The organism is Streptomyces pristinaespiralis (genome assembly GCF_001278075.1).
Lineage (GTDB): Bacteria > Actinomycetota > Actinomycetes > Streptomycetales > Streptomycetaceae > Streptomyces > Streptomyces pristinaespiralis.
Map to the genome: position 1 here is coordinate 2,733,473 of NZ_CP011340.1, position 24,337 is coordinate 2,757,809.

At 71.3% G+C, this 24,337-nt stretch carries 15 protein-coding genes; 4 read left to right on the plus strand and 11 right to left on the minus strand.

What is annotated here, in order from left to right; genetic code table 11:
* Positions 1 to 139 precede the first annotated feature (139 nt).
* Positions 140 to 346 carry a hypothetical protein gene (locus SPRI_RS11390; RefSeq protein WP_005311467.1) on the minus strand — a complete coding sequence of 69 codons (207 nt, stop codon included), beginning with the start codon at positions 344 to 346 and terminating at the stop codon, positions 140 to 142.
* A gap of 186 nt (positions 347 to 532) precedes the next feature.
* Here SPRI_RS11390 and SPRI_RS11395 point away from each other — a divergent pair, with 186 nt between their 5' ends.
* Positions 533 to 2,776 carry a hypothetical protein gene (locus SPRI_RS11395; protein WP_005311469.1) on the plus strand — a complete coding sequence of 748 codons (2,244 nt, stop codon included), beginning with the start codon at positions 533 to 535 and terminating at the stop codon, positions 2,774 to 2,776.
* A gap of 86 nt (positions 2,777 to 2,862) precedes the next feature.
* On the opposite strand, the gene SPRI_RS11400 is transcribed toward SPRI_RS11395, so the two are convergent.
* The 3 genes from SPRI_RS11400 to SPRI_RS11410 all read right to left on the minus strand — a co-directional run bounded on the left by SPRI_RS11400 (position 2,863) and on the right by SPRI_RS11410 (position 8,790).
* The gene (locus SPRI_RS11400; protein ID WP_005311471.1) at positions 2,863 to 3,078 is read right to left on the minus strand and encodes an acyl-CoA carboxylase subunit epsilon; all 216 of its coding nucleotides are present in this window, start codon (positions 3,076 to 3,078) and stop codon (positions 2,863 to 2,865) included.
* A gap of 26 nt (positions 3,079 to 3,104) precedes the next feature.
* Positions 3,105 to 4,688, minus strand: a complete 1,584-nt coding sequence (locus SPRI_RS11405; RefSeq protein ID WP_037773674.1) for an acyl-CoA carboxylase subunit beta — start codon at positions 4,686 to 4,688, stop codon at positions 3,105 to 3,107.
* A gap of 262 nt (positions 4,689 to 4,950) precedes the next feature.
* Entirely contained in the window at positions 4,951 to 8,790 is a 3,840-nt protein-coding gene (locus SPRI_RS11410) for an endo-alpha-N-acetylgalactosaminidase family protein (RefSeq protein ID WP_053556897.1), read from the minus strand.
* Positions 8,791 to 9,022: 232 nt separating this feature from the next.
* Between SPRI_RS11410 and SPRI_RS11415 the strand changes: the two genes are divergently transcribed.
* On the plus strand, positions 9,023 to 10,234 hold the full coding sequence (locus SPRI_RS11415) for a glycoside hydrolase family 64 protein (RefSeq protein WP_182328001.1): 1,212 nt from the start codon (positions 9,023 to 9,025) through the stop codon (positions 10,232 to 10,234).
* Positions 10,235 to 10,316: 82 nt separating this feature from the next.
* Here SPRI_RS11415 and SPRI_RS11420 read toward each other — a convergent pair whose 3' ends face one another.
* The gene (locus SPRI_RS11420) at positions 10,317 to 10,826 is read right to left on the minus strand and encodes a hypothetical protein (protein WP_005311476.1); all 510 of its coding nucleotides are present in this window, start codon (positions 10,824 to 10,826) and stop codon (positions 10,317 to 10,319) included.
* 264 nt (positions 10,827 to 11,090) lie between these two features.
* On the opposite strand from SPRI_RS11420, the gene SPRI_RS11425 reads away from it, so the two are divergent.
* A complete protein-coding gene (locus SPRI_RS11425) occupies positions 11,091 to 11,720 on the plus strand; it encodes a YceI family protein (protein WP_005311477.1) in 630 nt (209 codons plus the stop codon).
* 104 nt (positions 11,721 to 11,824) lie between these two features.
* Here SPRI_RS11425 and SPRI_RS11430 read toward each other — a convergent pair whose 3' ends face one another.
* From SPRI_RS11430 to SPRI_RS11445, 4 genes are all read right to left on the minus strand, one after another.
* A complete protein-coding gene (locus SPRI_RS11430; RefSeq protein WP_005311478.1) occupies positions 11,825 to 13,021 on the minus strand; it encodes a S8 family peptidase in 1,197 nt (398 codons plus the stop codon).
* Between the two features lie 136 nt (positions 13,022 to 13,157).
* Positions 13,158 to 14,516, minus strand: a complete 1,359-nt coding sequence (locus SPRI_RS11435; protein ID WP_037773677.1) for a hypothetical protein — start codon at positions 14,514 to 14,516, stop codon at positions 13,158 to 13,160.
* Between the two features lie 120 nt (positions 14,517 to 14,636).
* Complete coding sequence (locus SPRI_RS11440; protein ID WP_037773679.1) at positions 14,637 to 17,726, minus strand: glycoside hydrolase family 3 N-terminal domain-containing protein; 3,090 nt, start codon at positions 17,724 to 17,726, stop codon at positions 14,637 to 14,639.
* A gap of 209 nt (positions 17,727 to 17,935) precedes the next feature.
* Entirely contained in the window at positions 17,936 to 18,916 is a 981-nt protein-coding gene (locus SPRI_RS11445) for a LacI family DNA-binding transcriptional regulator (protein ID WP_037773681.1), read from the minus strand.
* Positions 18,917 to 19,219: 303 nt separating this feature from the next.
* On the opposite strand from SPRI_RS11445, the gene SPRI_RS11450 reads away from it, so the two are divergent.
* Positions 19,220 to 21,079, plus strand: a complete 1,860-nt coding sequence (locus SPRI_RS11450; RefSeq protein WP_053556898.1) for a ricin-type beta-trefoil lectin domain protein — start codon at positions 19,220 to 19,222, stop codon at positions 21,077 to 21,079.
* A gap of 45 nt (positions 21,080 to 21,124) precedes the next feature.
* Here SPRI_RS11450 and cimA read toward each other — a convergent pair whose 3' ends face one another.
* Together cimA and SPRI_RS11460 are read right to left on the minus strand one after the other, a co-directional pair.
* Positions 21,125 to 22,738, minus strand: a complete 1,614-nt coding sequence (cimA, locus tag SPRI_RS11455; protein ID WP_005311483.1) for a citramalate synthase — start codon at positions 22,736 to 22,738, stop codon at positions 21,125 to 21,127.
* 989 nt (positions 22,739 to 23,727) lie between these two features.
* Positions 23,728 to 24,282, minus strand: coding sequence for a TetR/AcrR family transcriptional regulator (locus SPRI_RS11460; protein WP_037776261.1), 555 nt, complete (start codon positions 24,280 to 24,282; stop codon positions 23,728 to 23,730).
* Between the last annotated feature and the right edge of the window lie 55 nt (positions 24,283 to 24,337).

Here is a 24,337-nt window from a genome sequence, read left to right on the forward strand (position 1 = left end):
CCCCCGGCGGCGCTCGCGCTCCGAACGCCTGTGACGAAGGCCCCGTACTCCTGCCTGTGGAGTACGGGGCCTTCGTCGTGCCCGGGACCGGGTCCGCCGTCGTGGAGGTGACTCGCGGGCGGCGCCGGTCGGATCGTGATCAGGTGAGGTGCCTCGTGGATGTTCCGGACTCCTTCCGGCCTGTCTGCGGGACGCTTCGGCCGAAGGCCGCGCGCAGTTCGTGGCAGGCTCCGATCACGGGGACGCAGGCACGGACGAGTTCGGCCATCGCGTGCGGGATGCGCGCGACGGCGCCGATGACGATGACGATGCCGCCGATGGCGGCGAGCACGGTGGTGAGTGTCACGGTTCCCTCCGGGGATCGCTGGACGACCAGGAGCGGTGCGCCTTTCAGGAGGATTTCCGCACACGGGAGACGGCCTGGGCGACCGCGGATCAGCGTGACCGGACGGTCCGCGCCGGTCAGCGGGCTACGGTGGACTTCCCGGTCCGGATCCGGTCCGGAGAAGCGGCGGCCTGGAGGGGACGTCACATGGCTGGGGCACAGGGGGGCGACGACGCGCGCGAGTTGTTCGCGGCCAGGCTCACCGAGTTGCTGAACGCGTCCGGGCTGACCCAGGAACGCGCCGCGGCGAAGGTGAATCAGCGCAGTCCGGCCGGGCAGAAGGTCCCGCCCAGAATCACCGGGCGGCTGATCAGTTCATGGAAATGCGGCCACCACCTGCCGTCCCGGCAGACGGCGATGCTGCTCGTCCGGGTGCTGATCGACCACATGCGGAATCGTGGGGCCTCGCCGGACTCCGTGTCCGCGGGGCTGTTGGACGAAGCGGCCTGGCGGGCGTGGTGGCGGGCGGCCGACGCCACGCCTGCGGTCGACGGCCGCACGGAGACGAGGAACGTGGTCGGGCGGCCGATCGGCGACGCCGCTCCTCTCGCTCTGGACGTCCATCCGGCGATCGACGTCGGCGACGCCCGACTGCCGGCGCTGCCTCCGTATGTACGACGCGAGCACGACGAGGAATTGAGGAGGCTCGTCGCCTCGGCCGGGTCGAGCAGCGCGATGGCCGTTCTCGTCGGCGACTCCTCGACCGGCAAGACACGAGCGCTGTGGGAGGCGGTGCAGGAGCTCCCCGAGGACTGGCTGCTGTGGCAGCCCAGCACGCCGACGCCTCCCCGGGCCCTGCTGGACGGCCTGACCACCTCCGCGATCGGACCGCGGACCGTTCTGTGGCTCGACGAGCTCAAGTACTACCTGGGCGGCCCGCTCGGCGAACAGATCGCGGCGGCCCTGCGCGAGTTCCTGCACGACTCCGTGCGCGGGCCGGTGCTGGTGCTCGGCACGTTGTGGCGCAAGGACCTGCAACGGCTGCGCCAAGTGCCCTCTGGCTGGGACGATCCGCACCACGAGGCCCGGCGGCTGCTCGACCCCGACCGCATCCTTCGCGTACCGGAGCACTTCTCCGCGGACGAGGCGGATCGAGCGGCCGCAACCGCCGACGCCCGGTTGACACTCGCCTCCGAGGCGTCGGGTGGACGTATCACGCAATTCCTGGCGGGGGTGCCCGCGCTGCGCCGGAGCTATGAACTGGCCCCCGCCACCGCTCGGGCCGTGCTGGACGCGGCGATCGACATCCGCCGCTTCGGTCACGGGCCGGACCTCCCGGCCGCCCTGCTGGAAGAGGCCGCCTTCGAACTGCTCGACGACGTCACCCGGAGCACTCTCCGGCCCGCCTGGATCGCCGAGGCCCTCGACTATACGAGCACGCCGTGCCGCGGCGTCCCCGGCCCGTTGGTCCCCGCTCGTCCCGGGGCACCGCGCTACCGCCTCTCCGACATCATCGAGCAGGAAGGCAGCCGGGCCCGCGCCTCGCTGGTTCCGTCCCGGCCCTCATGGGAGGTCTTCCGGCGCCATGCCGATGCCGACGGTCTCGCCCGGCTCGGGCATGAAGCACACGCGCGTGGCCTGTTCCGTGAAGCCTCACTCTGTTACGCGGCGGCCGTCAGGGCAGGTCATCGGCGGGCGGCCTGGTCGCTTGCCTACATGCTGGAAGCAGCGGGCAGGATCCTCGAGGCCCTCCGTTGGTACCGGTGGTGCGCCGAAACCGGAACGGACGAGGACGCCTACGCCCGGGTCGCCTGGCTGACCGACCTGTCGGGCCTCGACCCGGAGGAGAGCATCGCCTGGTTGCGCCGGCAGGTCGAAGCCGGCATCGACGCAGGCACGACGCCGAGCACACAAGCCGCTCTCGAGGCCCTCGCCTACCTGCTCGGGGACCGGCGGGACGAGTTGAACGCGGTGTTGAGCCGCCATTACGGCGTGGACGACGAAACCGAGCTGCGGCGCCTCGGCGACCGGCTCGCCTACGCGATGGACGAGCCGCGTCCGCCCGAGTACTGGGACGACGACGAACCGCACATAGGGAGCAGGATGAGCGGTCCCAATCCGTTCACGATCTGGGTGGGTGATGCGCTGGTCCGCGAAGGCCGGATCGAGGAGGCTCTCCACCACTACCGGTCGCGCTCCGACGAGAGCGCCTACGCGATGCGCCAGGCCGTCGAACTCCTGGAACGCACGGGCCGGACGGAGGAGGCGATCAGCTGGCTCCGGCGCGAGCTGATGTCCGGGAACGAGAGAGCCCTCTGGATCATGGCAGAGCTGCGGGCGCGGACGGGGCTCCGCCCGGAGGCCATGCGACTTCGCACGTACGGCGTCGAGTCGGACGGCCGCACTGCCGGCCCCTGGGAGGCAGAACCGCCGGGCCGGCTGTCCTCGTGAAAGCGGGGGCGGCCGGCGCCGGAGGCGGCATGCGTGAGGCCCCGCACACGGTCGTGTGCGGGGCCTCACGGGTGAGGGCGTCGGCCCTAGCCCTGCCAGCTGTGGGACGGCTGGAAGCCGCGCTGGCGCTCCAGGCGGCGCCAGCCTGCCGTGGTGCGGCCGCGGTGGGCAGGGGTCGCGTCGGTGGACCGGGCCGAGGCGCGGGCCAGCAGGACCGCGGTGATCGCGGCCAGTTCCTCGGGGTCGGCCTGGCCCTTCTCGACGCGGAGGAGGGAGGAGGACGGATCGGTAGGAGTGCTCATGTGTGCTCCAGAGTCCAATCGCAGGGTCACTGCGGCGGGTTGCCGTGCTTGCGCGACGGCAGGTCGGCGTGCTTGGTGCGGAGCATCGCGAGGGACCGGATGAGGACCTCGCGGGTCTCGGCGGGGTCGATGACGTCGTCGACCAGGCCGCGTTCGGCCGCGTAGTAGGGGTGCATCAGCTCGGCCTTGTACTCCTTGACCATGCGCGCCCGCATCGCCTCGGGGTCCTCGGCATCGGCGATCTGCCGACGGAAGATCACATTCGCCGCGCCCTCCGCGCCCATCACCGCGATCTCGTTGGTGGGCCACGCGTAGGTCAGATCCGCGCCGATCGACTGCGAATCCATCACGATGTACGCCCCGCCGTACGCCTTGCGCAGGATCAGCGAGATCCGCGGCACCGTGGCGTTGCAGTACGCGTACAGCAGCTTCGCACCGTGGCGGATGATGCCGCCGTGCTCCTGGTCCACACCCGGCAGGAAGCCGGGCACGTCCAGCAGCGTGACGATCGGAATGTTGAACGCGTCGCACATCTGCACGAACCGGGCGGCCTTCTCGGAGGCCTCGATGTCCAGCACCCCGGCCAGCGACTGCGGCTGGTTCGCCACGATCCCCACCACCTGCCCGTCCAGACGGGCCAGCGCACAGATGATGTTCCGGGCCCAGCGCTCGTGGACCTCGAGGAAGTCACCGTCGTCGACGAGCTCCTCGATCACCCGGTGCATGTCGTAGGGGCGGTTGCCGTCCGCCGGCACCAGGTCCAGCAGCACGTCCGAGCGCCGGTCGGCCGGATCGTCACCCGCCGTGGCCGGCGGGTTCTCCCGGTTGTTCGACGGCAGCATCGACAGCAGGTAGCGGACCTCCGCGATGCACGTCTCCTCGTCGTCGTAGGCGAAGTGCGCCACACCCGAGGTCTCCGCGTGCACATCCGCCCCACCCAGACCGTTCTGGGTGATCTCCTCACCCGTGACCGCCTTCACCACGTCCGGCCCGGTGATGAACATCTGCGACGTCTCACGCACCATGAACACGAAATCCGTCAGCGCCGGACTGTAGGCCGCGCCACCCGCACACGGACCCAGCATCACCGAGATCTGCGGAATCACCCCCGACGCACGCGTATTGCGCTGGAAGATCCCCCCATACCCCGCAAGCGCCGACACACCCTCCTGGATCCGGGCCCCGGCACCGTCGTTCAGCGACACCAACGGCGCACCCGCCGCGATCGCCATGTCCATGATCTTGTGAATCTTCGTGGCATGCGCCTCACCCAGCGCACCACCGAAGATCCGGAAATCATGGGCATAGACGAACACCGTCCGCCCCTCCACCGTCCCCCACCCGGTGATCACACCATCGGTGTACGGCTTCTTCGCCTCCAGACCGAAACCCGACGCACGATGCCGCCGCAGCTGCTCCACCTCACGGAACGAACCCTCGTCCAGCAACAGAGCAATCCGCTCACGCGCCGTCAGCTTGCCCTTCGCATGCTGCGCCTCGGTCGCCCGCTCACTCGGCCCACGCACAGCCTGCTCACGCAACGCCCGCAGCTCGGCCACCCGACCCCGGGCGTCGGTCGGCTCGCTGGTGGTCTCGTCCAAAACGGTCATGCATCGACCCTACGGATCCCACCAAGGAAACCCTGCCGTCGACTCTGTACAGTCTCGCGCCCGTTCTCCTGTCGGGCTTGAACAGAACCATTCCGCACAGAGCGCCAACCACCAGCTCAGGGCGGTTCTGCTTTGTGGAGGTCCGACAAGCATGTGAGCTGAGAGTCGCCTCACAGCCGGGACGGGCGGCGTACGCCGCTCGGGTTAGTCCGGCGGGCGGCCCAGCGTACCGGGCCGCCCGCCGGACGGTGCTCAGCTCGGCTCAGCTCCCGCAGTGGAAGCGGGCGGCACCCCAGTCGGCGTGGTCGTTGCCGTTGCCGTCCCCGCCGTCGCCGGCGACCAGTTCGACGTAGTCGGCTCCGGTGACGTCCGCGGTCAGGGACCAGGCCGGGTCTGCGGCCTTCAGCACCGGGGAGGCCACCTTCTCCGTGCCGTCCGCGACGACGCCGAACCGTACGGTCCCCCGTGTCGTCTGGACGTCGTCCACGCCCACCTGCGCGGTGAAGGACGTGCACTTCCCACCGAGGTAGTAACGGACCTTCGCGGGCGCGTGGCTGCCGAGCCCCTTCTCGTACACCACTCCCCCGATCCGCAGCGGGCCGCCGTCACCGGTACCGGTCTCGCCGTTGGACAGGTCCCTCTCGACCGGGCCCCAGCCGTTGGTGGCGGACGTCCAGTCGAGGTCGCTCGCCCACGCGTCGGTGGTGGGCGGTGGCGGGAGGGTCCGCACGGAGGTGGCCGCGGTGAGCTCGCGGGGCGAGCCGCCCACGGTGTAGGTCGCCGTCGAGCCGAGGGAGTACGCGCGATACTCGGCATCGGCCGGCGGCGTCACCTGCCAGGTGCCGGTGACCTTCGCGCCGGGCGCCACCGTCTCGAAGGACACCGGTCCGGCGGGCTCCGCGGTCCAGCCCTCAGGCAGCTGGAGCGCCAGCCGCACATCCGCGGCCGCGGTCCGCTCGTCGTTGGCGAAGACCGCCTCGACCTCGTTCCTGTCGCCCGGTTCGAGGGCCTCTGGGGCCGTGACGGCAAGGGTGCCGCACGCCGTCGGCCGCGCGGCCGGGCCGAGGTCGGTCACCGTGAAGCCGTCCATGACGAAGTCCGCGCCGTCCGGCGCGTCCGCGCGTTTGCGCAGCCCGGTCCACGTGTCGCCGCAGCCCGCGGTCACCGTCTCCGAGAAGTGTCCGGTGGTCCGCTGCTGTTCGACGGGTGTACGGCGTCGCTCCACGGAACCGCCGGTGGTCCGGTCGTAGCCCGTCACCCACTCGTAGGCTCCGGAGTGACTCGACTGGTAGTCGTATTCGACGCGGTAGCTGTGGCCGTCCTGCATCGGCACGGTCCAGGGCGCGGTGCGGTACACGAGTCCCGTGTTCTCGTCGTGCGCCTTGAGGGACTCCTTGCCCCCGAGCACGTCGTCGATCAGTTTTCCGTTCCACCCGGCCTGGGTGTACGGGGCGTGCAGCCGGCTCACATGGGTGCGCGGGTCGGTCGCGCCGCCCGCGTCGCCCTTGAGGAACGGGCCCCAGCCCTGGTCGACGTCCTCGAAGTCCTCGTACACGAGGGCGCCCTGCTTGGTCGTGGGCGCGTTGGCGACGATCCGCACGTCGTCGGCCCGGACCCGCGCCGCGCTGCCGGCGGCGGCCTCGATCCTCAAGGTCACCGCCTCGTCGGGCGCGGTGAAGTTGACCTTGGCCCGCTGGAAGTGGGTGCCGTGCCAGTCGGACGCGGCGACCTGGTCCTTGGCGGTGGAGCGTTCGACGGTGACGGATCGGCCGCCGACGGACAGCGTCGTACGGCGGGAGGCGCCGGGCTCGACCTCGATCCACGCGGACGCGGTGTACCGCTCGCCCGCCTCGAGCCCGGTGATCCGCTGCGACAGGGACGCGGCTCCGGGCCCCTCGAGTGCGGCGCTGTTGCGGCCGTGGCCGTCGGTGTCACGGGTGACTCCGCCGTCCTTGGCCCACGCGCCGAGCGAGGCGTCGTTGAAACCGGGGTCGGCGACCGGGCCGCCCTCGCCCCAGCGGGCGTCGCGCTGTTCGGGGGCGCGGTCGGGGTAGAGCACGTAGGGCTGTCCCGCGGTGGCGGTGAGGGTGATCCGGCCGCCTTCCGGGCGTACGATGCCTGCCTTCACCCGGCCGTTGTCGCCGAGCTTGTAGACGGTGTACGTGCCGTTGCCGTCCACGGCCCAACTGCTGGTGCCACCGGCCTTGTTGTAGTGGTACAGCTTCTCGCCGCCGGCCCAGGGCAGCAGATAGCGGTCGCCGTCGAGGACCTTGCGGCCGTCGTCGTAGAAGGTGCGGCGGCCGTCCTCCACGGTGCCGCGCAGGCCGCCGGTGAAGCGGATGTCGTTGCCGTTCCAGCGGGTGATCCGCTCGTGCTGGAGGTATTTGGCAGGCAGGTCGCGCTGCCAGATGTTGTCGTAGAAGGCGTTCCAGTCAGTCTCGCCGGTCCAGCCCTCGAAGTCCTCCAGGGCGGTCTGGCCGAGGACCGGGTGGTTGTTCCAGACGTCCTTCTCGCCGTTGCGGATGAAGCGGATGATCTGCGAGTTCAGACCCTTGTTGGTGGCCCCGCCGTAGTCGAGGTCGTTGGCCCAGTGCGACCAGAGCGAGGCCCGCTCGAACTTGTCCGCCCATTCCGTGCCGACGGTCCAGCCCTGCTGCTGCACGGCCCGGATCGTCTTGTCCGCGATCCAGCCGTGCGTGTAGTAGACGTCGATGTAGAGGAAGTCCAGATTGCGATGGGTCTCGTCGCGCAGCTGCTGGAAGCGGCGGGCCAGGTCACCGCTGTTGATGTCGCGGCGCTGGTCGATGTAGTAGCTCTGGTTGAGCCAGTTCCAGCCGGGCTTCGTCCTGTCGACGAGCGTCTCGTCGAAGGCGTTCGCCTCCGGGTAGGACTCGGTGGCGTTGACGTGCACGCCGAAGTCCGCGCCCCACTTCTCGCCCTCCTCGAGCAGCTTGTTGAGGTCGGTGAGGCCGCCGGCGCGCTCGTTGTAGTTGCCGCCGTAGTCCGGGTGGGCGGAGTCGTGGCCCTCGGCGCCGTACCCCTTGAGCACCGCCAGCTGGCCGAGGCCGTCGGTGGCGAGCGAGACGCGCTTGACGTCGTCGAGGGTGCGCAGGAAGGGGTGGGTGGCCTGGCTGGCGAAGTTGAACGGGATATGGGTGACGACCCGCTCCGGGGTGGCGTCGCTGCCGGGCGCGGTGACGCCGATGGTGCGGAAGGCCACCGCGCCGTCCTGCCAGTCGACCTTGCGGTCGCCGTTGGCATCGGGGGTGACGACGACCTTCGCCCAGGGGAGACCGTCGCCGCTCTCCGGCCTCGGCGCGCCCGCCCCGCGGTAGGTCCACTGACCCGACCAGACGCCGACGCGCACCGAACCGTCCGCCGCCTTGCGGGCCTGGTGCCAGAAGCGGGCGTCGTCCCCGCCGGTCGGCCCGCTGGGCCTGTCGTACGAGGAGTTCGACTCGACGGCGGCCGCCAGGGCTCCGGTGTTGACGATGGCGTAGGAGGCGCCGACGGGGGCCGCCTCGGCGGGGGTGCCGGCGGTGACGTCCGCGAACACGTCGGCGGTCCGTGTCGAGTCGGGGTCGAGGCGGGTGAACGCCGTCGCCGCGCCCCGCTCCGTACTGCCGACGGACACCAGGTCGTGGCCGGGTATGTCGATGGTGCCCACCCGGAAGGCCTCGGTGTCGCGGACGGCGGTGACCTTGAAGGTCACCGCCCGGCCGGAGACCGCCAGCACGGCGTCCATCTCCACGCCGGGGAGCGCGGGGAAGACGAGCGTGTAGTGCGCGGCGGACCGCTCGACGCGTGGTGCGCCGGCGGGACGGACCGCGTACGGCTTGCCGTTGAGGGTGACCTCGGTGACCGGCGCGGTGCTGCCGAGCAGCACGGCGCCGGACGCGCGGTCGGTGTACGACAGGACGCGGGGGAAGTCGTCGGCGACGGTCACCGAGAGCGCGCCGGAGCTGATGACGGGCCCGGCGCCGGCGGCGGTCACGGCGCCGGGCCCGTCGGCCGGTGACGCCGGGAACGCGGGCCCGGCCAGGGCGAACACGGCACAGGAGGCGGCGGCCAGCGCGCCGGCCGCACGGAATCTACGAGGCATGGGGCATGGGTAGTCCCCGGCTCCCGGGGCGTCAACGAAGTCGGTGGCCGGGGCCCCCGGCAGTCCAACAACCACCGCTCTTTAGTCCAAGTCGCCTGTGATGGTGACGACTTGTGAAGACGCGGACACTCTGAGAGCGCTCTCAGTCACAACTCTTGACGTCCGCCCCACCCGTCGCAAGAGTGGGACTCCCCCCACAACAGCAGGAGTTCATCCCGTGATATCCCGCCGTATGTTCCTGACCGGTGCCGCCGCGACCGCGACCGCACTCACCTACCCCGCCTGGGGAAGCGCTCTCAGCCCCGGCGCGGGAGCCGCGCCCGCCACCTGCGAGCTGGCCCTCGAGAACAAGTCGCTGCCCGGCACGGTCAACGCCTACGTGACCGGCCACGAGGACGGTTCCGGGGACTGGGTGCTGCTCCGCGCCGACGGAAGCGTCCACAAGCCGGCCGACCCACAGGCGCCCCAGACCCCGCTGCCCGTCGACTGCGCCATCCCCCTCAAGGGCGCGGGCGAGGGCCCGGTCGTCCTCACACTCCCCCGGATGTTCGGCGCGCGCGTCTACTTCGTCCGCGACGACAAGCTGGACTTCTTCGTCAACCCCGGCCCCTCGCTGGTCGAGCCGGCGTTCGCCACCCCCGCCGACCCCAACTACGGGCGCACCTGGTCGTTCTGCGAGTTCACCTTCAACGCGCAGCAGCTGTACGCCAACATCAGCTACGTCGACCTGGTCACCGCGCTGCCCATCGGTCTCACGCTGACCGGCGACGCGACCCACTCCGTCGCCCCGCTGCCCCAGGGCGCCCTGGAGAAGATCGCGGACGATCTCACCGCGCAGGCCGGCCGCGACGGGCAGCCCTGGGACAAGCTGGTCATCCGCTCGGACTCGGGCACGGTGCTGCGCGTGATCTCACCGCAGACGATCATGGCCCCGTACTTCGACCGTCCGGCGGAGATGCCGTTCCGGGACGTCTTCGACGGATACATCGACAAGGTCTGGGAGAAGTACCGCTCGGAGGACCTGCGGGTGGACCTGCAGGGCGGCCGCGGCGTGCTCGCCGGGCGGGTCAGCGGCGACGTGCTGGCCTTCGCGGGCGGCCACACCTTCACCAAGCCGTCGTCGCGGGACGTCTTCACCTGCAACCACGGGCCGTTCGCCAACAACCCCGCCGATTCCGACGACAAGAAGGCGCTGCTGGCGCGGGTCTCCGCCGCGTTCAACCGCAGCACCCTGCTGACCCATCCCGACCAGCCGAACGGCGCGACGGCCGCCGACTACTACCGCGACCCGACCACGAACCACTGGTCGCGCATCGTCCACGCCAACTCGCCCATCGGCTACGCCTTCCCGTACGACGACGTCCGCCCGGACGGCCAGCCGGACGTCTCCGGTGCGGCGCACGACGGAAATCCGAAGCGCTTCACGGTGAGCGTCGGGTCCTGATCGCACGTATCACCCGGTAGCACGTGCGGGCGTCCGGTCCGGGGGGCCGGACGCCCGCACGGCTTTTTCGGCAGCGGCCGGATCAGCAGCCGCCGCAGTTGTAGTACGTCACGTCCCAGTGGTTGCCCTCGTCGGCGTAGATGTTCCCGGAACCGGACCGCCACTGGGGCGCGCCGTCGCCGCGTACACCGATGTACGTGAAGTTGTTCTTGATGTAGCTCCCGATGCAGGTGTACTTCGAGTAGTCCAGCTTGTAGCCGTTCCAGTGCGAGTAGGTGCCGCCGGCGTGGCCGGTCTCGGTGCCTCCCGTGATGTTGAGCGCGCAGCCACTGGCGCTCTTGAGCGTCTGGGCGCCCTTGGCGCTGGCGAGGTTGAGCTGCTCGAAGGACGTGCAGGTCGAGTTGTAGCGGTCCGAGCAGCCGCCGGACGAGGACCAGGTGATCCCGGACGAGCGGAACATCGAGGTCGCCGTCGCGTGGCTGATCTTGGTGACGGCGTGTGCGTCGGTCGCGGTGGTGAGGACGCCGAAGCCGGGCGCGAAGAGCGCGCCCGTGACGAGCGCGAGAGCGCTGAGGGCGGAGCGGATTTTCATGGCGGGGGGATCCCTCCTGCTGATGACCGTGTGTGGACCGTGCTTCCGGTGGGACGGCAGTGCAGGTGGAGCAGGGAGATCGTGCCCGAGTTCTACGCGCGTCGCCAGAGGGCGGCGGCATCTTCCGGGTGAACCTTCGGACGGATCCCGCGAAACCTTCGCCAGAGATGTTGAATGTTGTACGGAATAGGTCTACAGTCGAAGTCGTTGAAGCTTAAACAACAGCGCAGGGAGCTCCCCGGCGCCCGTCCCCAAGGAGCAGACATGGGCCTCTTCAACCGCAAGAACAGCGACACCGCAGTTGCCACCGCCACCGCCCCCGGCGCGCAGGTGGACCCCGCACTGGCGGCGCTGAGCGGCGAGTACACCATCGACCCCGCGCACAGCAGCATCGGCTTCACCGTCCGGCACGCCATGGTCACCAACGTCCGCGGCAGCTTCGGCGAGTACGAGGGCAAGCTGGTCCTCGACGGCACCGAGCCCGCCCGCTCGACCGCCGCCATCGACGTGGCCATCGCCTCCGTCGACACCGGCATCGCCGACCGCGACGGCCACCTGCGCAGCGGCGACTTCTTCGACGCCGAGAAGTTCCCGAAGATGACGTTCCGCTCGACCGCCGCCGAGCAGCTGGGCGGCGACAAGTACCGGATCACCGGTGACCTCACGATCAAGGACGTGACGCGCCCCATCGCCATCGACCTCGAGTTCCAGGGCTCCGCCACCGACGTCTACGGCAACGAGCGTGTCGGTTTCGAGGGCGGCACCGAGATCCTGCGCTCCGACTGGGGCCTGACCTGGAACGCGGCGCTGGAGGCCGGCGGCGTGATGGTCAGCGACAAGGTCAAGCTGAACTTCGACATCTCCGCGATCAAGGCCGCCGCTCCCGCCGCCTGATCACTCGGTACGCACCGCCACGGCGGGGCCGGGACTCCCCCGGCCCCGCCGGCGCGCGTCCGTAACCTCCGGCCGGGTGCCGCCGTGTGCGGGGCCGGGTGGTCTCACAGGCCGCCGGTGTGCAGCAGACGGTTCGGGGAGCCGGGGCTGATCCCGGTGACAACGTCCTTGCTGGACCTGTCGACGATCCAGTCGGCGACCTCGGCCGCCGTCGCCGTCGGATGCTTCGACTTGTAGAGGGCGGCCACCCCTGCGACGTGCGGGGACGCCATGGAGGTGCCGTCCATGCCGACGCCGCCCCCACCGAGCCTGGCCGAGACGATCGAGGCGCCGGGAGCGTAGAGGGACACACAGGACCCGAAGTTGGAGAAGTCGGTCTCCTGGTCGGAGGCGTTGGTGGCCCCGACCGCAAGCACGCGTTCCGCCGAGGCGGGAGAGACGTTGCAGGCGTTGCCCGCCTCGTTGCCCGCGGCGACGACCGGCAGGACCCCGCCGGCCGCGAGCGCGTCCGCCGCGTCGTTCACCGCCGTGGACTTGCCGCCGCCGAGGGAGGCGTTCAGCACGGCGGGCTGTTGCGCGTTCGCGGCGACCCAGTCCATTCCGGCGATGACGCCCGACAGCGTGCCGCCGCCCTCGCAGTCCAGCACGCGGACGCTCACCAGCGAGGCCTTGCGCGCCACGCCGTACGACGATCCCCCGACGGTGCCCGCGACATGCGTGCCGTGACCCTGGCAGTCCTGCCCCCGCCGCCCGTCACCGACGGCGTCGTAGCCGAAGACGGCCCGGCCGCCGAACTCGGCGTGCCCGTAGTCGATGCCGGTGTCGAGGATGTAGGCGTTGACGCCCTGGCCGCTGCCGGCCGCGGTGAAGGCGTCGTCGAGGGGCAGTTCGCGCTGGTCGATGCGGTCGAGTCCCCAGGACGCGGCGGGCGCCAGCGACGACGGGGGCGTCGTGCTCGCGGTGATGGTGGCGTCCTCCTCGACGGCCACGACGCCGGGCGTCAGCCGGACCTGCTTCAGCTGGTCGGCGGTGAGGTCGGCGGCGAATCCCCGCAACGCGGTCCGGTAGGTGAACAGCGCCGTGGCGCCGACCTCCCCCATCATCGCGGTGGTGTCCGCGGTCCGGGCGAGGGTCACGATGTAGCGCCCCGGTACGGCGTTCGCCGAGCGGTGCAGCGGCGCCAGTTCGGGAGCGGGGGCCGAGTGGGCGGACGAGGACAGCGGACCGGCTGCCGCGAGGACGGGGGCCACGGCGAGGGCCGAGAGGGCGAAGAGGGCTTTTGGCCTGGTTCGGTTGCGCATGCCCCGAGACAAGCACGATGCGTAATGTTTTCCTACTTTCGGTAACCGTTTCGAATCGAGCCCCCACGGTTGCCGTACACACCGGTTCCGCGCTCATCGCCTCGTGTCCGGCGCGGCCTTCCGCGCCGGACACGCATCAGAAGCCTCCGCCGCCGAAGTCACCGCCGCCGAAGCCTCCGCCGCCCCAGTCGCCGCCGCCACCGAAGTCGGACGAGTCGAAGTCGCCGCCGGAGTAGTCGCCGCCGCCGTATTCACCGCCGGCGAACTCGCCTCCGCCGTAGTCGGCCGCGTAGGCGGGGGTGGCGAGCATGTGGCCGAGCATCGTGCCCATCAGCAGGCCGGGCAGGATGCCGCCGCCGAAGTAGCCGCCCGCCCAGGGTCCGTAGGCGGGACCGGCCTCCCAATAGGGGCGGCGGCCGGCGCCCGTGTCGACGGTGCGCGCCAGCGGGTCGTGGCCTTCCTCGACACGGGCCGCGTCGGCCGCGCACACCGGGACGTCACGCGCCGCGCCGCCCGCCGGAGCCCAGGAGACGTCCTTGACGGAGAGACCGTGGCGCGGGTCGAAGAAGCAGGGCGCCCGGCGTTCGGGGACGGGCCGTCCCTCGCGGCGCGCAGCGAGTACGGCGAGCGAGAAGCGGCCGTCGTCCACCGCCTCCGTGACCCCGCGGACGTCGCCGGGGTGCCGCGCCGCGGCCATGCGCGATTTCGCGGTGTCGTACGAGTCGAGGGCCCGCTCGTAGTCGGCGCGCATGGCGTCGTCCGCGCCCTTCTCCGAGGGGTGGAAGTCCAGCCGGTCGAGTTCCTCCCCGAACGCGGTGATGTCCTCGTCGACGACGACGCGGAGGCGTTCGAGGGCCGCCCGCTCCTCCTCCGCCTTCCGGCGGCGCTTGTTGCGGACCATCGCGTAGGCTCCCGCACCGCCCGCGGCCACGACCGCGCCGAGGACGATCAGACCGCCGGCTCCGACGCCCTCGCCCTCACCCGATCCGGGGTCCCAGGAGGCCGGAGCGGTGCCGTTCACCTGGGGCAGGGCCTGGTCGACGAACTTGTCCAGCTGGACCGAGGCGTCGACGGGCGCGCCACTCTTCACCGAAGCGGTCAGGTTCTCGACGGCCCGGTTCGGCATCACGACGGAGTCGGCGCCCGCGTCGAAGCCGTCGCCGAGCCGGACGGCGTACAGGCCGGTGATCCCGGTCTCCGTGCGCAGATTGCGCAGCAGATCGTCCGGCGGGAACTCGGCGGTGGCGGGCAGTACGGCCACGAAGACCGGTTTGTCGGCGTCCTCGATGCGGTCGGCCAGCGAGGCGGCCTCCGTCTGCGACAGCTGGCCGGTCATGGCCGGGTGGACGTACACCGGGCCGTCTCTCAGGGCGGCGGCGGCGTCGGACAGCCCTGCGGCCCTGACGGCGGCGCCGGACGCAGGAGCCAGGATCATGAGCAGCAGGAGTGTCAGCCCGGCGAGGGCCGACACAAGGGTGAACGGCCGTGTCCTCATACACCCGACGCTACCCGAAACAGGGATAAATAAGACATACGTCTGAGCCGTGGGCGCAATACTCGACGGATACTCGGCGGCGGCACCCGCCCTGCCGGATGCCGCCGCCGAGCGATGTGATCAGCCGGCCCGGTAGGCGGCGGTCAGTTTCGCGACCGCACCCGCCGGATCGCCGGTGAGCAGCAGGTGGTCCGCCTCCGCGAACGGCTTCGCCGACGCCTCGGTGATGTGTCCGCCGATCTTCTGCTGAACGATCAGACGCGCCGTGCCGACCAGTTCCCTGGCCTGCTCCGACCTGCCCCGGCCGGTCGCCTGGAGGACCTTCGCCGCCACGGCGACGGCCCGGAGCGTCAGCTCACCGCCGGCCGGTGTCCTGCCCGACGTGGTCAGGCCCCAGCCGTACGGGAACAGCGGGTCGTACGCGGCGTCGCCGACGTTGATCGGCAGCTGCGCCTCGGACTTCGGCCAGGTGACCGGGAGCTGCCCGGTGAAGGGGCGGGTCCCGTAGAGGACGTCCGCGACGCCGTCGCCCTCGGTGCCGGGCAGCCAGGACGCGACGAGCGCGTCGATGCCCTCCAGCCGGTCGCCGATCAGCTGCGGACGGCCGGAGACGACCAGGACGGCGCACTTCATCGCGGCGCAGACCTTGTCCACGGCGGCCTTGTCGGCGGCGGTCAGCTCCAGGTCGTGGCCGTTGCCGACGTCGCCGATGCCTTCGGCGTACGGGGTCTCGCCGACGACGACCACGCCGACGTCGTAGCCGTCGGTGGCGGCGGAGGCGTCCTTGGAGTAGTCGATCGTGGCGTCGGGGGCGGCCCGCTTCATGCCCTCGAGGATCGTGGTGCCGGTGGTGATCTCACCGGAGGAGCCCTGCCAGCTGATGGTCCAGCCGCCGGCCTGGTTGCCGAGGTCGTCGGCGTTGGAACCGGCGACGTACACCTTCTGCGACTTCTTCAGCGGCAGCACGGCGCCGTCGTTCTTCAGCAGCACCTGCGACTTGGCGACGGCCTCCCGGGCCACCGCGCGGTGCTCCGCGGAGCCCACCTCGTCCAGGTTCCCGGTGTCGGCGTACGGCTTCTCGAAGAGGCCGAGCTTGAACTTCTGGGTCAGGATGCGGGAGACGGCGTCGTCGACGCGGGCCTCGCTGATCCGCCCCGCCGTCACCTCGTCCTTCAACGTCCGGGTGAACTCCTGGTAGTTCGTCGGGACCATGATCATGTCGAGGCCGGCGTTGACGGACGTGCGCACGTCGCTCGGGTAGTCGCCGGGGATCTGGTCGATCGCCTGCCAGTCGCTGATGACGAACCCGTCGAAGCCCATCCGGTCCTTGAGGACCCCGTTGATCATCTCGGCGTGGGCATGCATCTTCACCGGTCCGGCGTCGTCGCCGATGATGTCGAGCGACGAGTACGACGGCATGACCGTGCCCGCGCCGCGCTTGACCGCCTCCGCGAACGGCGCGAGGTGCACCGCCTCCAGTTCCTCGCGGGTGACCTTGGTTATGCCCTGGTCGATGGTGTAGCTGCCGGTGGACGACGAGCCGAAGCCGGTGCCGCCGTCGCCGACGAAGTGCTTGGCGCTGGTGAGGACCTTGTCGCTGCGGTCCAGGTCCTTGCCGTTACGGGCGCCCTGCATGCCCTGGATCACCGTCTCCATGGCGGTCACCAGGGCCGGGTCCTCACCGAACGCCTCGTAGGAACGCCCCCAGCGCTCGTCGCGGGTCACGCACAGGCAGGGCGCGAAGTCCCACGGGATGCCGGTGGCCCGCACCTCCTTGGCGGTGACCGCGCCGGTCCGCTCGGCGATCCTGGGATCGCGGCCCGCTCCGATGCCGATGTTGTGCGGCATGATCGTCGAGCCGATCACGTTGTTGTGTCCGTGGACGGCGTCCACGCCGTAGATCAGCGGGATCTGGTACCGGGTGGCCTGGGCGCGCAGCTGGTAGGTGTCGACCATCTTCGCCCACGCCTCGGGCGTGTTCGGCGTCGGCACGGAACCACCGCCGGAGAGCAGCGAGCCGAGGTCGTAGGAGGCGATGTCGCCCTGCGACTTGAGGGCGTTGCGCTCGGCCTGCGTCATCTGGCCGGCCTTCTCCGCGAGGGACATGCGCGAGAGCAGGTCGGCGACGCGCTTCTTCACCGGCAGCCTGGCGTTCTGGTACGGCAGGCCGTGGGCGTTCACGACGACCTGGGGGGTCTCGGCGGGGGCCTTGGCGCCGGTGACGGTCAGCTGCAGCGGGACGGTCTCCGCGGACTCGGCCGACCCGTCCTTGTCGGTCCTCACGGCGACCGTACGGGACTCGCCGGAGGCGGTGCCCGCCGGGAAGGTGACGGAGCCGGTGACCGGTTCGTAGTCCGCGCCGGCCTCCGCGCTGCCGCCGCCGGTCCTGTACTCGACGGTGACCGGCTCCTCCGTCGGGACGGATCCGGTGGTGGCGACGGAGATCTTCACCTGGGCGGTGCCGCCCTCGTCGACCGGGTACACGGCGGCGTCGGTGAGGACCTTGGCCTTCAGGGCCGGGTCGGCCTTCCCGTACAGCTCCATGCCGTCGACGGCGAAGGTGCCGGGGGCGCCGGTGGGGAGGGTGAGCGCCCAGCCCCACATCTCGTTCAGGCCGAGGACCTGGTCGATACCGCCGACGGGCTGGTAGTCGGCGCGGTAGACGAAGTCGGAGAACGGGATCTCGACGAGGTGCCAGCCCTCCCAGTCGTCGGTGAACGACGTGGTCCACAGCTCGGACGCGCCGCCGTTCGCGCCGCCGTCCTTGATCTCGAAGTTGATGCGCTTGCCCGAACCGGGCGGCAGGGGCGCCGTGTTCTGGCCGTACCACCAGAAGCGGATGCCCTTGGAGGCCGTCCAGTCGCGGGGAGCCTGGTCGACGGCGTACTCATGGCTGAGGCCGCCCCAGCCGCTGATGTCGTAGGAGCCTTGAAGGACCTTGCTGCCCTCGGGTGCGTCGGCGCGCTCCTTGAACTCCAGCTTCGGCTGGTCGTCGGCGTCGCTGCCCCAGGTGAAGATGCCCTCCGCGGGCGGGTTGGCGAACGGCACCTCGCCCTCGAAGCGGTCGACGGGGACCGGCGCGGGCTCGTCGGCCGCGGCGCTCGGCAGCGCTCCGGCGATCAGCGATCCGAGCACGGCGGTGGCTGCAAGGAGGGCCGTACCGGCCCGGCGGGGTCCGGGGCGTGGTCGTGGCCGGCGTGATCCTGGCATTGCGGCTCCTTCGGTGCGACTTGGGTGGGGCGTCGGTTCGGCATGGGTTGGCACGGGTGCGGCAAGGGGCGGCCGGGGTACGGGACGGCCGGGCCGGTGGTGCGGCTGCGGCACGGTGGGCCGGGGCGGAGGGCCACCCGCACGGGGCCGGTCCAGGGGCGGGCGCCCCGGGGCGCCGTCCGCGGCCGGGACCGGCAGCGGGGGCCGGGTCAGCCGTCGGGGGCGGAGCCCCGGACGACGAGTTCGGTGGGCAGCACGACCGGCTCGTCCGGGATGGCCTCGCCGCCGAGCCGCGCGAGCAGCAGCCGGGCCGCGGTCTCGCCCATCTCCCGCATCGGCTGGCGCACGGTGGTCAGCGGGGGCGCGGTGTGCCGGGCCATGGGGATGTCGTCGAAGCCGACGACGGCGATGTCGTCGGGCACGCTGCGCCCGGCGTCCCGCAGGGCACGCAACACCCCGGCGGCGATGAGGTCGTTGTGCGCGAAGACGGAGTCGAAGGGCATCGTGTCGCCGAGCGCCCGCTCGACGGCCCGCCGGCCGGACGCCTCGGTGAACTCGCCCTCCAGGACGAGCGCGTCGGGCAGGACGTCCAGGAACCCGGCAGTCCGGTCGCGTACACAGCCGAAGCCCGCAGGACCGGTGGCGACGAGGGGCCGGGTGCGGCCGGCCGCGAGCAGGTGCCGGGCGGCCGAGGCCCCGCCCTCCCGGTTGGTGGTGGCGACGGACGGGAATTCGGGGTGGTGCCCGCGGTCGTCGATGAGGACGACGGGCAGTCCCCGGCGGTGCATCGCCGTGATGGTGTCGAGGGTGTTCTCCGGTTCGATGACGAGCAGCCCGTCGAACGCCCTGGCCGACACCTGGCTGGTGAAGTGGTCGACGGACTCCGCGCCCCGGTTGCAGGTGAAGAGCAGCAGGCCGTAACCGGCCGCCTCGACGGTGTCCACGACGCCCTGCAGCACCTCGCCCATCCAGGGCCAGGTGAGCGGCGGCGTCAGCATGGCGACGGTGCGGCTGCGTCCGCGCGCCAGACCGACCGCGCCCGAGCTGGGGACATAGCCGAGCGCACCGATCACTTCACGAACGCGGGCGGCCGTGGTGGCGTCGACATCGGCCTTGGTGTTCAGCACCCGGGAGACGGTGGTCTTGCTGACACCCGCCTCACGTGCGACGTCGGCGATGGTGACACGCATCGAGGGGCCTCCGCGTCGAGCCTCTGGTACCGGTACCGGAACCGCTGCCGGAACCGGTTCCGGCGTGGTGCGGAGAGTCAACCGCCAGGCGGTCATGCCGTCAATACTTCACGTCGAGATCCGCTGAATCCCAAGTTGGCGGCGGGCGGGGGGAGTTCTGCGTTCAGGATGTGAATGCGCGAAGTCTTGACGGGTGCCCCGGGCGGGAGTTCACTCACGCCCCGTCCCCCACACCTGAGCCGAGAGGTCATGCTGATGGCAAGACTGCTGGCAAGACGATCACGACGACCGGCACGACGACCGATGAGGACCGTCCGCATCCTGCTGGCCGGCGCACTCGCCACAGCGGGCCTCACCGGCCTGACCGCGGGCAGCGCCCAGGCGGCGGGTGAGCAGGTGAACATCTGGCTCACCACGACGGACGACAGCGGCGGCCGCCACGTCACCCGCGGGCTCCAGCAGCAGAGTCCCCTCAACTTCCAGTCGGGCACGGGCGGTGGCGGCACCAACATCACCGTCGACGAGAACACCCGGTACCAGACGTTCACCGGCGGCGGCGCGTCCTTCACCGACACCGCCGCCTGGCTGATGAAGGGCTCCGGCGCCCTGTCGCAGGCGACGCGCGACGCCACGATGCGCAAGCTGTTCTCGCCCACCGACGGCATCGGTCTGTCCTTCGTGCGCAACCCGATGGGCGGTTCCGACCTGGCGCGTTTCGGCTACACGTACAACGACCTGCCGGCCGGCCAGACGGACCCCTCCCTGTCGAGGTTCTCCATCGCCCACGACCTCCAGGACGTGCTGCCCCTGACCAAGCAGGCCGAGCAGCTCAACCCCTCGCTGACCCTGGTGGCCTCGCCGTGGACCGCCCCGGCGTGGATGAAGGACAGCGGGCAACTCAACGGCGGCTGGCTGAAGGCCGAGAACTACGGCACGTACGCCGACTACTTCGTGAAGTACCTCCAGGCCTGGCGCGACCAGGGCGTCCCCGTCGACTACGTCACCGCGCAGAACGAGCCGACGTGCTGCGGCGGTTACCCCTCGATGAGCTGGAACGCCTCCGGTCTCGCCTACTTCACCAAGAGCGAGCTGCTGCCGAAACTCGCGAACGCGGGCCTGCCCACGAAGGTGCTGGCGCACGACTGGAACTGGGACACCTACGACGCGTACGCGGCGCAGACCGTGAACGACGCGGCGGTGCGCAGCCACCCGAACTTCGGGGGCGTCGCCTGGCACGGCTACGGCGGCAACGTCTCGAAGCAGACGGACGTCCACAACCAGTACCCGCAGCTGGACGCCTTCCAGACCGAGCACTCCGGCGGCACCTGGATCGCGAACCAGCAGCGCGAGGACATGATGAACATCATCGACTACACCCGTAACTGGGCGAAGTCGGTGACCAAGTGGTCCCTCGCGGTCGACCAGAACCGCGGCCCGCACAACGGCGGCTGCGGCACCTGCGACGGCCTGATCACCGTCCACAACGGCGACTCGCGGCACGGCCAGGTGGACTACACGATCGAGTACTACACGATGGGCCACCTCACGAAGTTCGTGAAGCCGGGCGCGCACCGGATCGCGTCGACCGGCAGCTCGGCCGTCCCCAACGTGGCCTGGCGCAACCCCGACGGCTCCAAGGCCCTCATCGCCTACAACGACTCGTCGTCCGCGCAGACGATGACCATCAACTGGGGCGGACAGCGGTACACGTACTCGCTGCCCGGTAGGACGTCCGCGACCTTCACCTGGTCGGGTGGCCAGTCGGGCGGCTCCGAGCAGTCCGGCGCCCTGGTCGGCCTCGGCGGCAAGTGCCTCGACGTGGCGGGCGGTTCCTCCGCCGACGGCACGGCCGTCCAGCTGTGGGACTGCAACGGCTCCGCCGCGCAGCGCTGGACGCTCCGCTCCGACGGCTCGGTGCAGGCGCTCGGCAAGTGCCTGGACGTGACATCGGGCTCGACGTCCGACGGCGCGAAGGTGCAGCTCTACACCTGCAACGGCTCGGGCGCCCAGCAATGGCGCCACGAAGCGGGCAGCGGGGACCTGGTGAACGTCCCCGCGGACAAGTGCCTCGACGCGTCGGACAACTCCTCGGCGAACGGGACCCGGGCACAGATCTGGTCGTGCACGGGGGCCGCGAACCAGAAGTGGCGGCTGCAGGCCTGACCACGGCGAAGGGGCGGCCCGGTCACCCGGGCCGCCCCTTGCGCACTACTCCGTCGGCTCGACGCCGGCGCGCAGCAGACCGTAGGTGTACGCGTCCTCGAGGGCCTGCCAGGACGCGGCGATGATGTTGTCCGCGACGCCGACCGTGGCCCATTCGCCGCTGCCGTCGCCGGTCGTGATCAGCACCCGGGTCGTCGAGCCGGTGCCGTGACGGCCCTCGAGGATCCGGACCTTGTAGTCGACCAGCTCCAGCTTCGCGAGCTGCGGGTAGATCCTCTCCAGGCCCACCCGCATGGCGCGGTCGAGCGCGTTGACCGGGCCGTTGCCCTCCGCGGTGGCGACGATGCGCTCGCCCTTGGCCCACACCTTCACCGTGGCCTCGTTGGCGTGGGTGCCGTCCGGGCGGTCCTCCACGATGGCCCGCCAGGACTCGGTGCGGTAGTAGCGGCGGGCCCGGCCCTCGGCCTCGGCGCGCAGCAGCAGCTCGAACGAGGCGTCGGCGGCCTCGTAGGTGTAGCCCTGGAGTTCGCGCTCCTTGACGCGTTCGACGACCCGGCCGACCAGCTCGCGGTCGCCGCCGAGGTCGATGCCGAGCTCCTTGCCCTTGAGCTCGATCGAGGCGCGGCCGGCCATGTCGGACACGAGCATCCGCATGGTGTTGCCGACCAGTTCGGGGTCGATGTGCTGGTACAGGTCGGGATCGACCTTGATCGCCGAGGCGTGCAGGCCGGCCTTGTGGGCGAAGGCGGAGACGCCCACGTACGGCTGGTGGGTGGAAGGCGTCAGGTTCACGACCTCGGCGATGGCGTGCGAGACGCGGGTCATGTCCGCGAGCGCGCCGTCCGGCAGGACCCGCTTGCCGTACTTGAGCTCCAGCGCGGCGACGACCGGGAACAGATTGGCGTTGCCGACCCGCTCGCCGTAGCCGTTGGCGGTGCACTGGACGTGCGTGGCGCCGGCGTCGACCGCGGCCAGGGTGTTGGCGACGGCGCAGCCGGTGTCGTCCTGGGCGTGGATGCCGAGGCGCGCCCCGGTGTCGGCGAGGACGGTGGAGACCACGGCCTGGACCTGCGCGGGCAGCATGCCGCCGTTGGTGTCGCACAGGATCACCACGTCGGCGCCGGCCTCGTGCGCGGTCCTGACGACGTTCTTGGCGTACTGAGGGTTCGCGCGGTAACCGTCGAAGAAGTGCTCGCAGTCGACGAACACCCGCCGGCCCTGTTCGCGCAGGTAGGAGACGGTGTCGCGGACCATCTCCAGGTTCTCTTCGAGGGTCGTGCGCAGCGCGAGCTCGACGTGTCGGTCGTGGGACTTGGCCACCAGCGTGACCACGGGGGCGCCGGACTCGAGCAGCGCCCGGACCTGCGGGTCCTCTGCAGCCTTGCCGCCGGCCCTGCGGGTGGCGCCGAAGGCGACGAGCTGGGCGTGGCGGAAGGTGATCTCCTTCTGCGCGCGGGCGAAGAACTCCGTGTCGCGGGGGTTCGCACCCGGCCAGCCGCCCTCGATGAAGCCCACGCCGAAGTCGTCCAGGTGCCGGGCGATGGTCAGCTTGTCCGCGACCGTGAGGTTGATGCCCTCGCGCTGGGCGCCGTCGCGCAGCGTCGTGTCGAAGACATGGAAACTGTCGTCGACCTGCGTGTCCTGGCCGTTGGTGGTCATGCTGTCCTGACTCCTGTCGGATGAGTGGCTCCGGAATGTCTGGCTCCACTTGCCCCCATCATCGCGCGCGGCTCGCATCCGGCCGTGGGTGAGGCCGTAAAACGAAAAAACCCCTCGCGGGTGCGAGAGGTCTGCGCGCGGGTCTGGGGCACGGTGCCGCCTCCCGCGGGATTGCTGTCCACGGGTCAGCGGTCACTGCGGACCGGCGCGCTGCTGCCGATAATCATGGCGAACGAGAGCACGGGGGAAGTCTGCCACAGGTCCACCACCGGTTGGACGGGAGTCTCACGATGCGGTCGCTCTCCGCTCGCCCACGGTGGGGCGGGGATCCGGCCCTGCCCTCGGGGCGGATCCGCCTCCGGAGGAGGCGAGCCGCGGCGGACCGGGAGCGCCACGGCAGCGGGCCGGCGGGCCGGCGGCCACCACACCGGGGCGCCTCCCTGACCGCAGGCCGGGGCACCGCCAGGCCGGCGGACCGGGAAGCCGCGGTGGCGCAGGGCCCCAGGCCGGAGGGCCGGGGAGTCGGAGGACGGGAAGCCGGGGGACGGGAAGGCGCGCCCCCGGGTCGCAGACCGGGCATCCCCCGGCCAGAGCTCGGCCCCGCCGGGAGGCCGGACAGCCACACCGACGCCGGATCGCAGGGCCGGCCGGCTGGAACGTGGGAAGGCCGGACGGTCGAGGTGCCGCCCGGGCCGGAAAGCTGTGCAGCACCACGGACGGCCGCCGGGCCGCAGCGCCATCACGTCACAGGATCGGAGGGTCGCAGTAGCCCAAGGCCCCCAAGTCGCCGGAGCGGAAGGCAGAACGGTCCCGGGACCGGGCGGCCGCGAGAGGGCACGGGGTCGGGGGGCCGGGCCGTGAGCCCGGGGTCTCCCGGCGCCCGGGCCGGGGACGGACGGCCGCGAGGCCGGAAGGTGGGGGCACTGCGCGGCGCGCGGGGGGAGCGGGGCCCGAACGGCTGAGGACAGAGCGCCGCGCCGCACAGCGTGTCAGCGCAGCAGTGACTCCGACACGAACTCCCCCACATGTGCCAGCACCTGCTCGCGCCCCGTCCCCGGTATGCCCACGGCGACGTGGACGCTGAAGCCGTCCAGCAGCGCCCGCAGGCGGGACGCGAAGCGGTCGGGGTCCACCGGGCGGAACTCGCCGCGGGAGACGCCCTCCGCCAGGAGCGCCACCAGGTCGCGGTGCCAGGCGCCCTCGATCGCCGCCTGGCGGCCCCGCATGTCGGCGTCGGCGTTCTGCGAGCGGTTCCAGACCTCGAGCCAGAGCGTCCAGTGCGGGTCGCGCGGCCCGTCGGGGACGTAGAGGTCGACGTACGCCTCGAGCCGTTCACGGGCCGGCGCCTGCCGGGACAGCAGCGCGCCGCGTTCCGCGCCGAGGCGGCCCTCGCTCCACTCCAGTGTCTGCAGGAGCAGTTCGTCCTTGGTGCGGAAGTAGTAGAGGAGGTGCCCGCTGCTCATGCCGACCTGCCGGCCGAGCCCGGCCATGGTCAGCCCGTCGAGGCCGCGTTCCGCGATGGTGGCCATGGCCGCCGCGAGCAGTTGCTCGCGCGGTGGGGCGGACTGGTTCCGGCGGCGGGGGCCGGCGGGGCTGGTG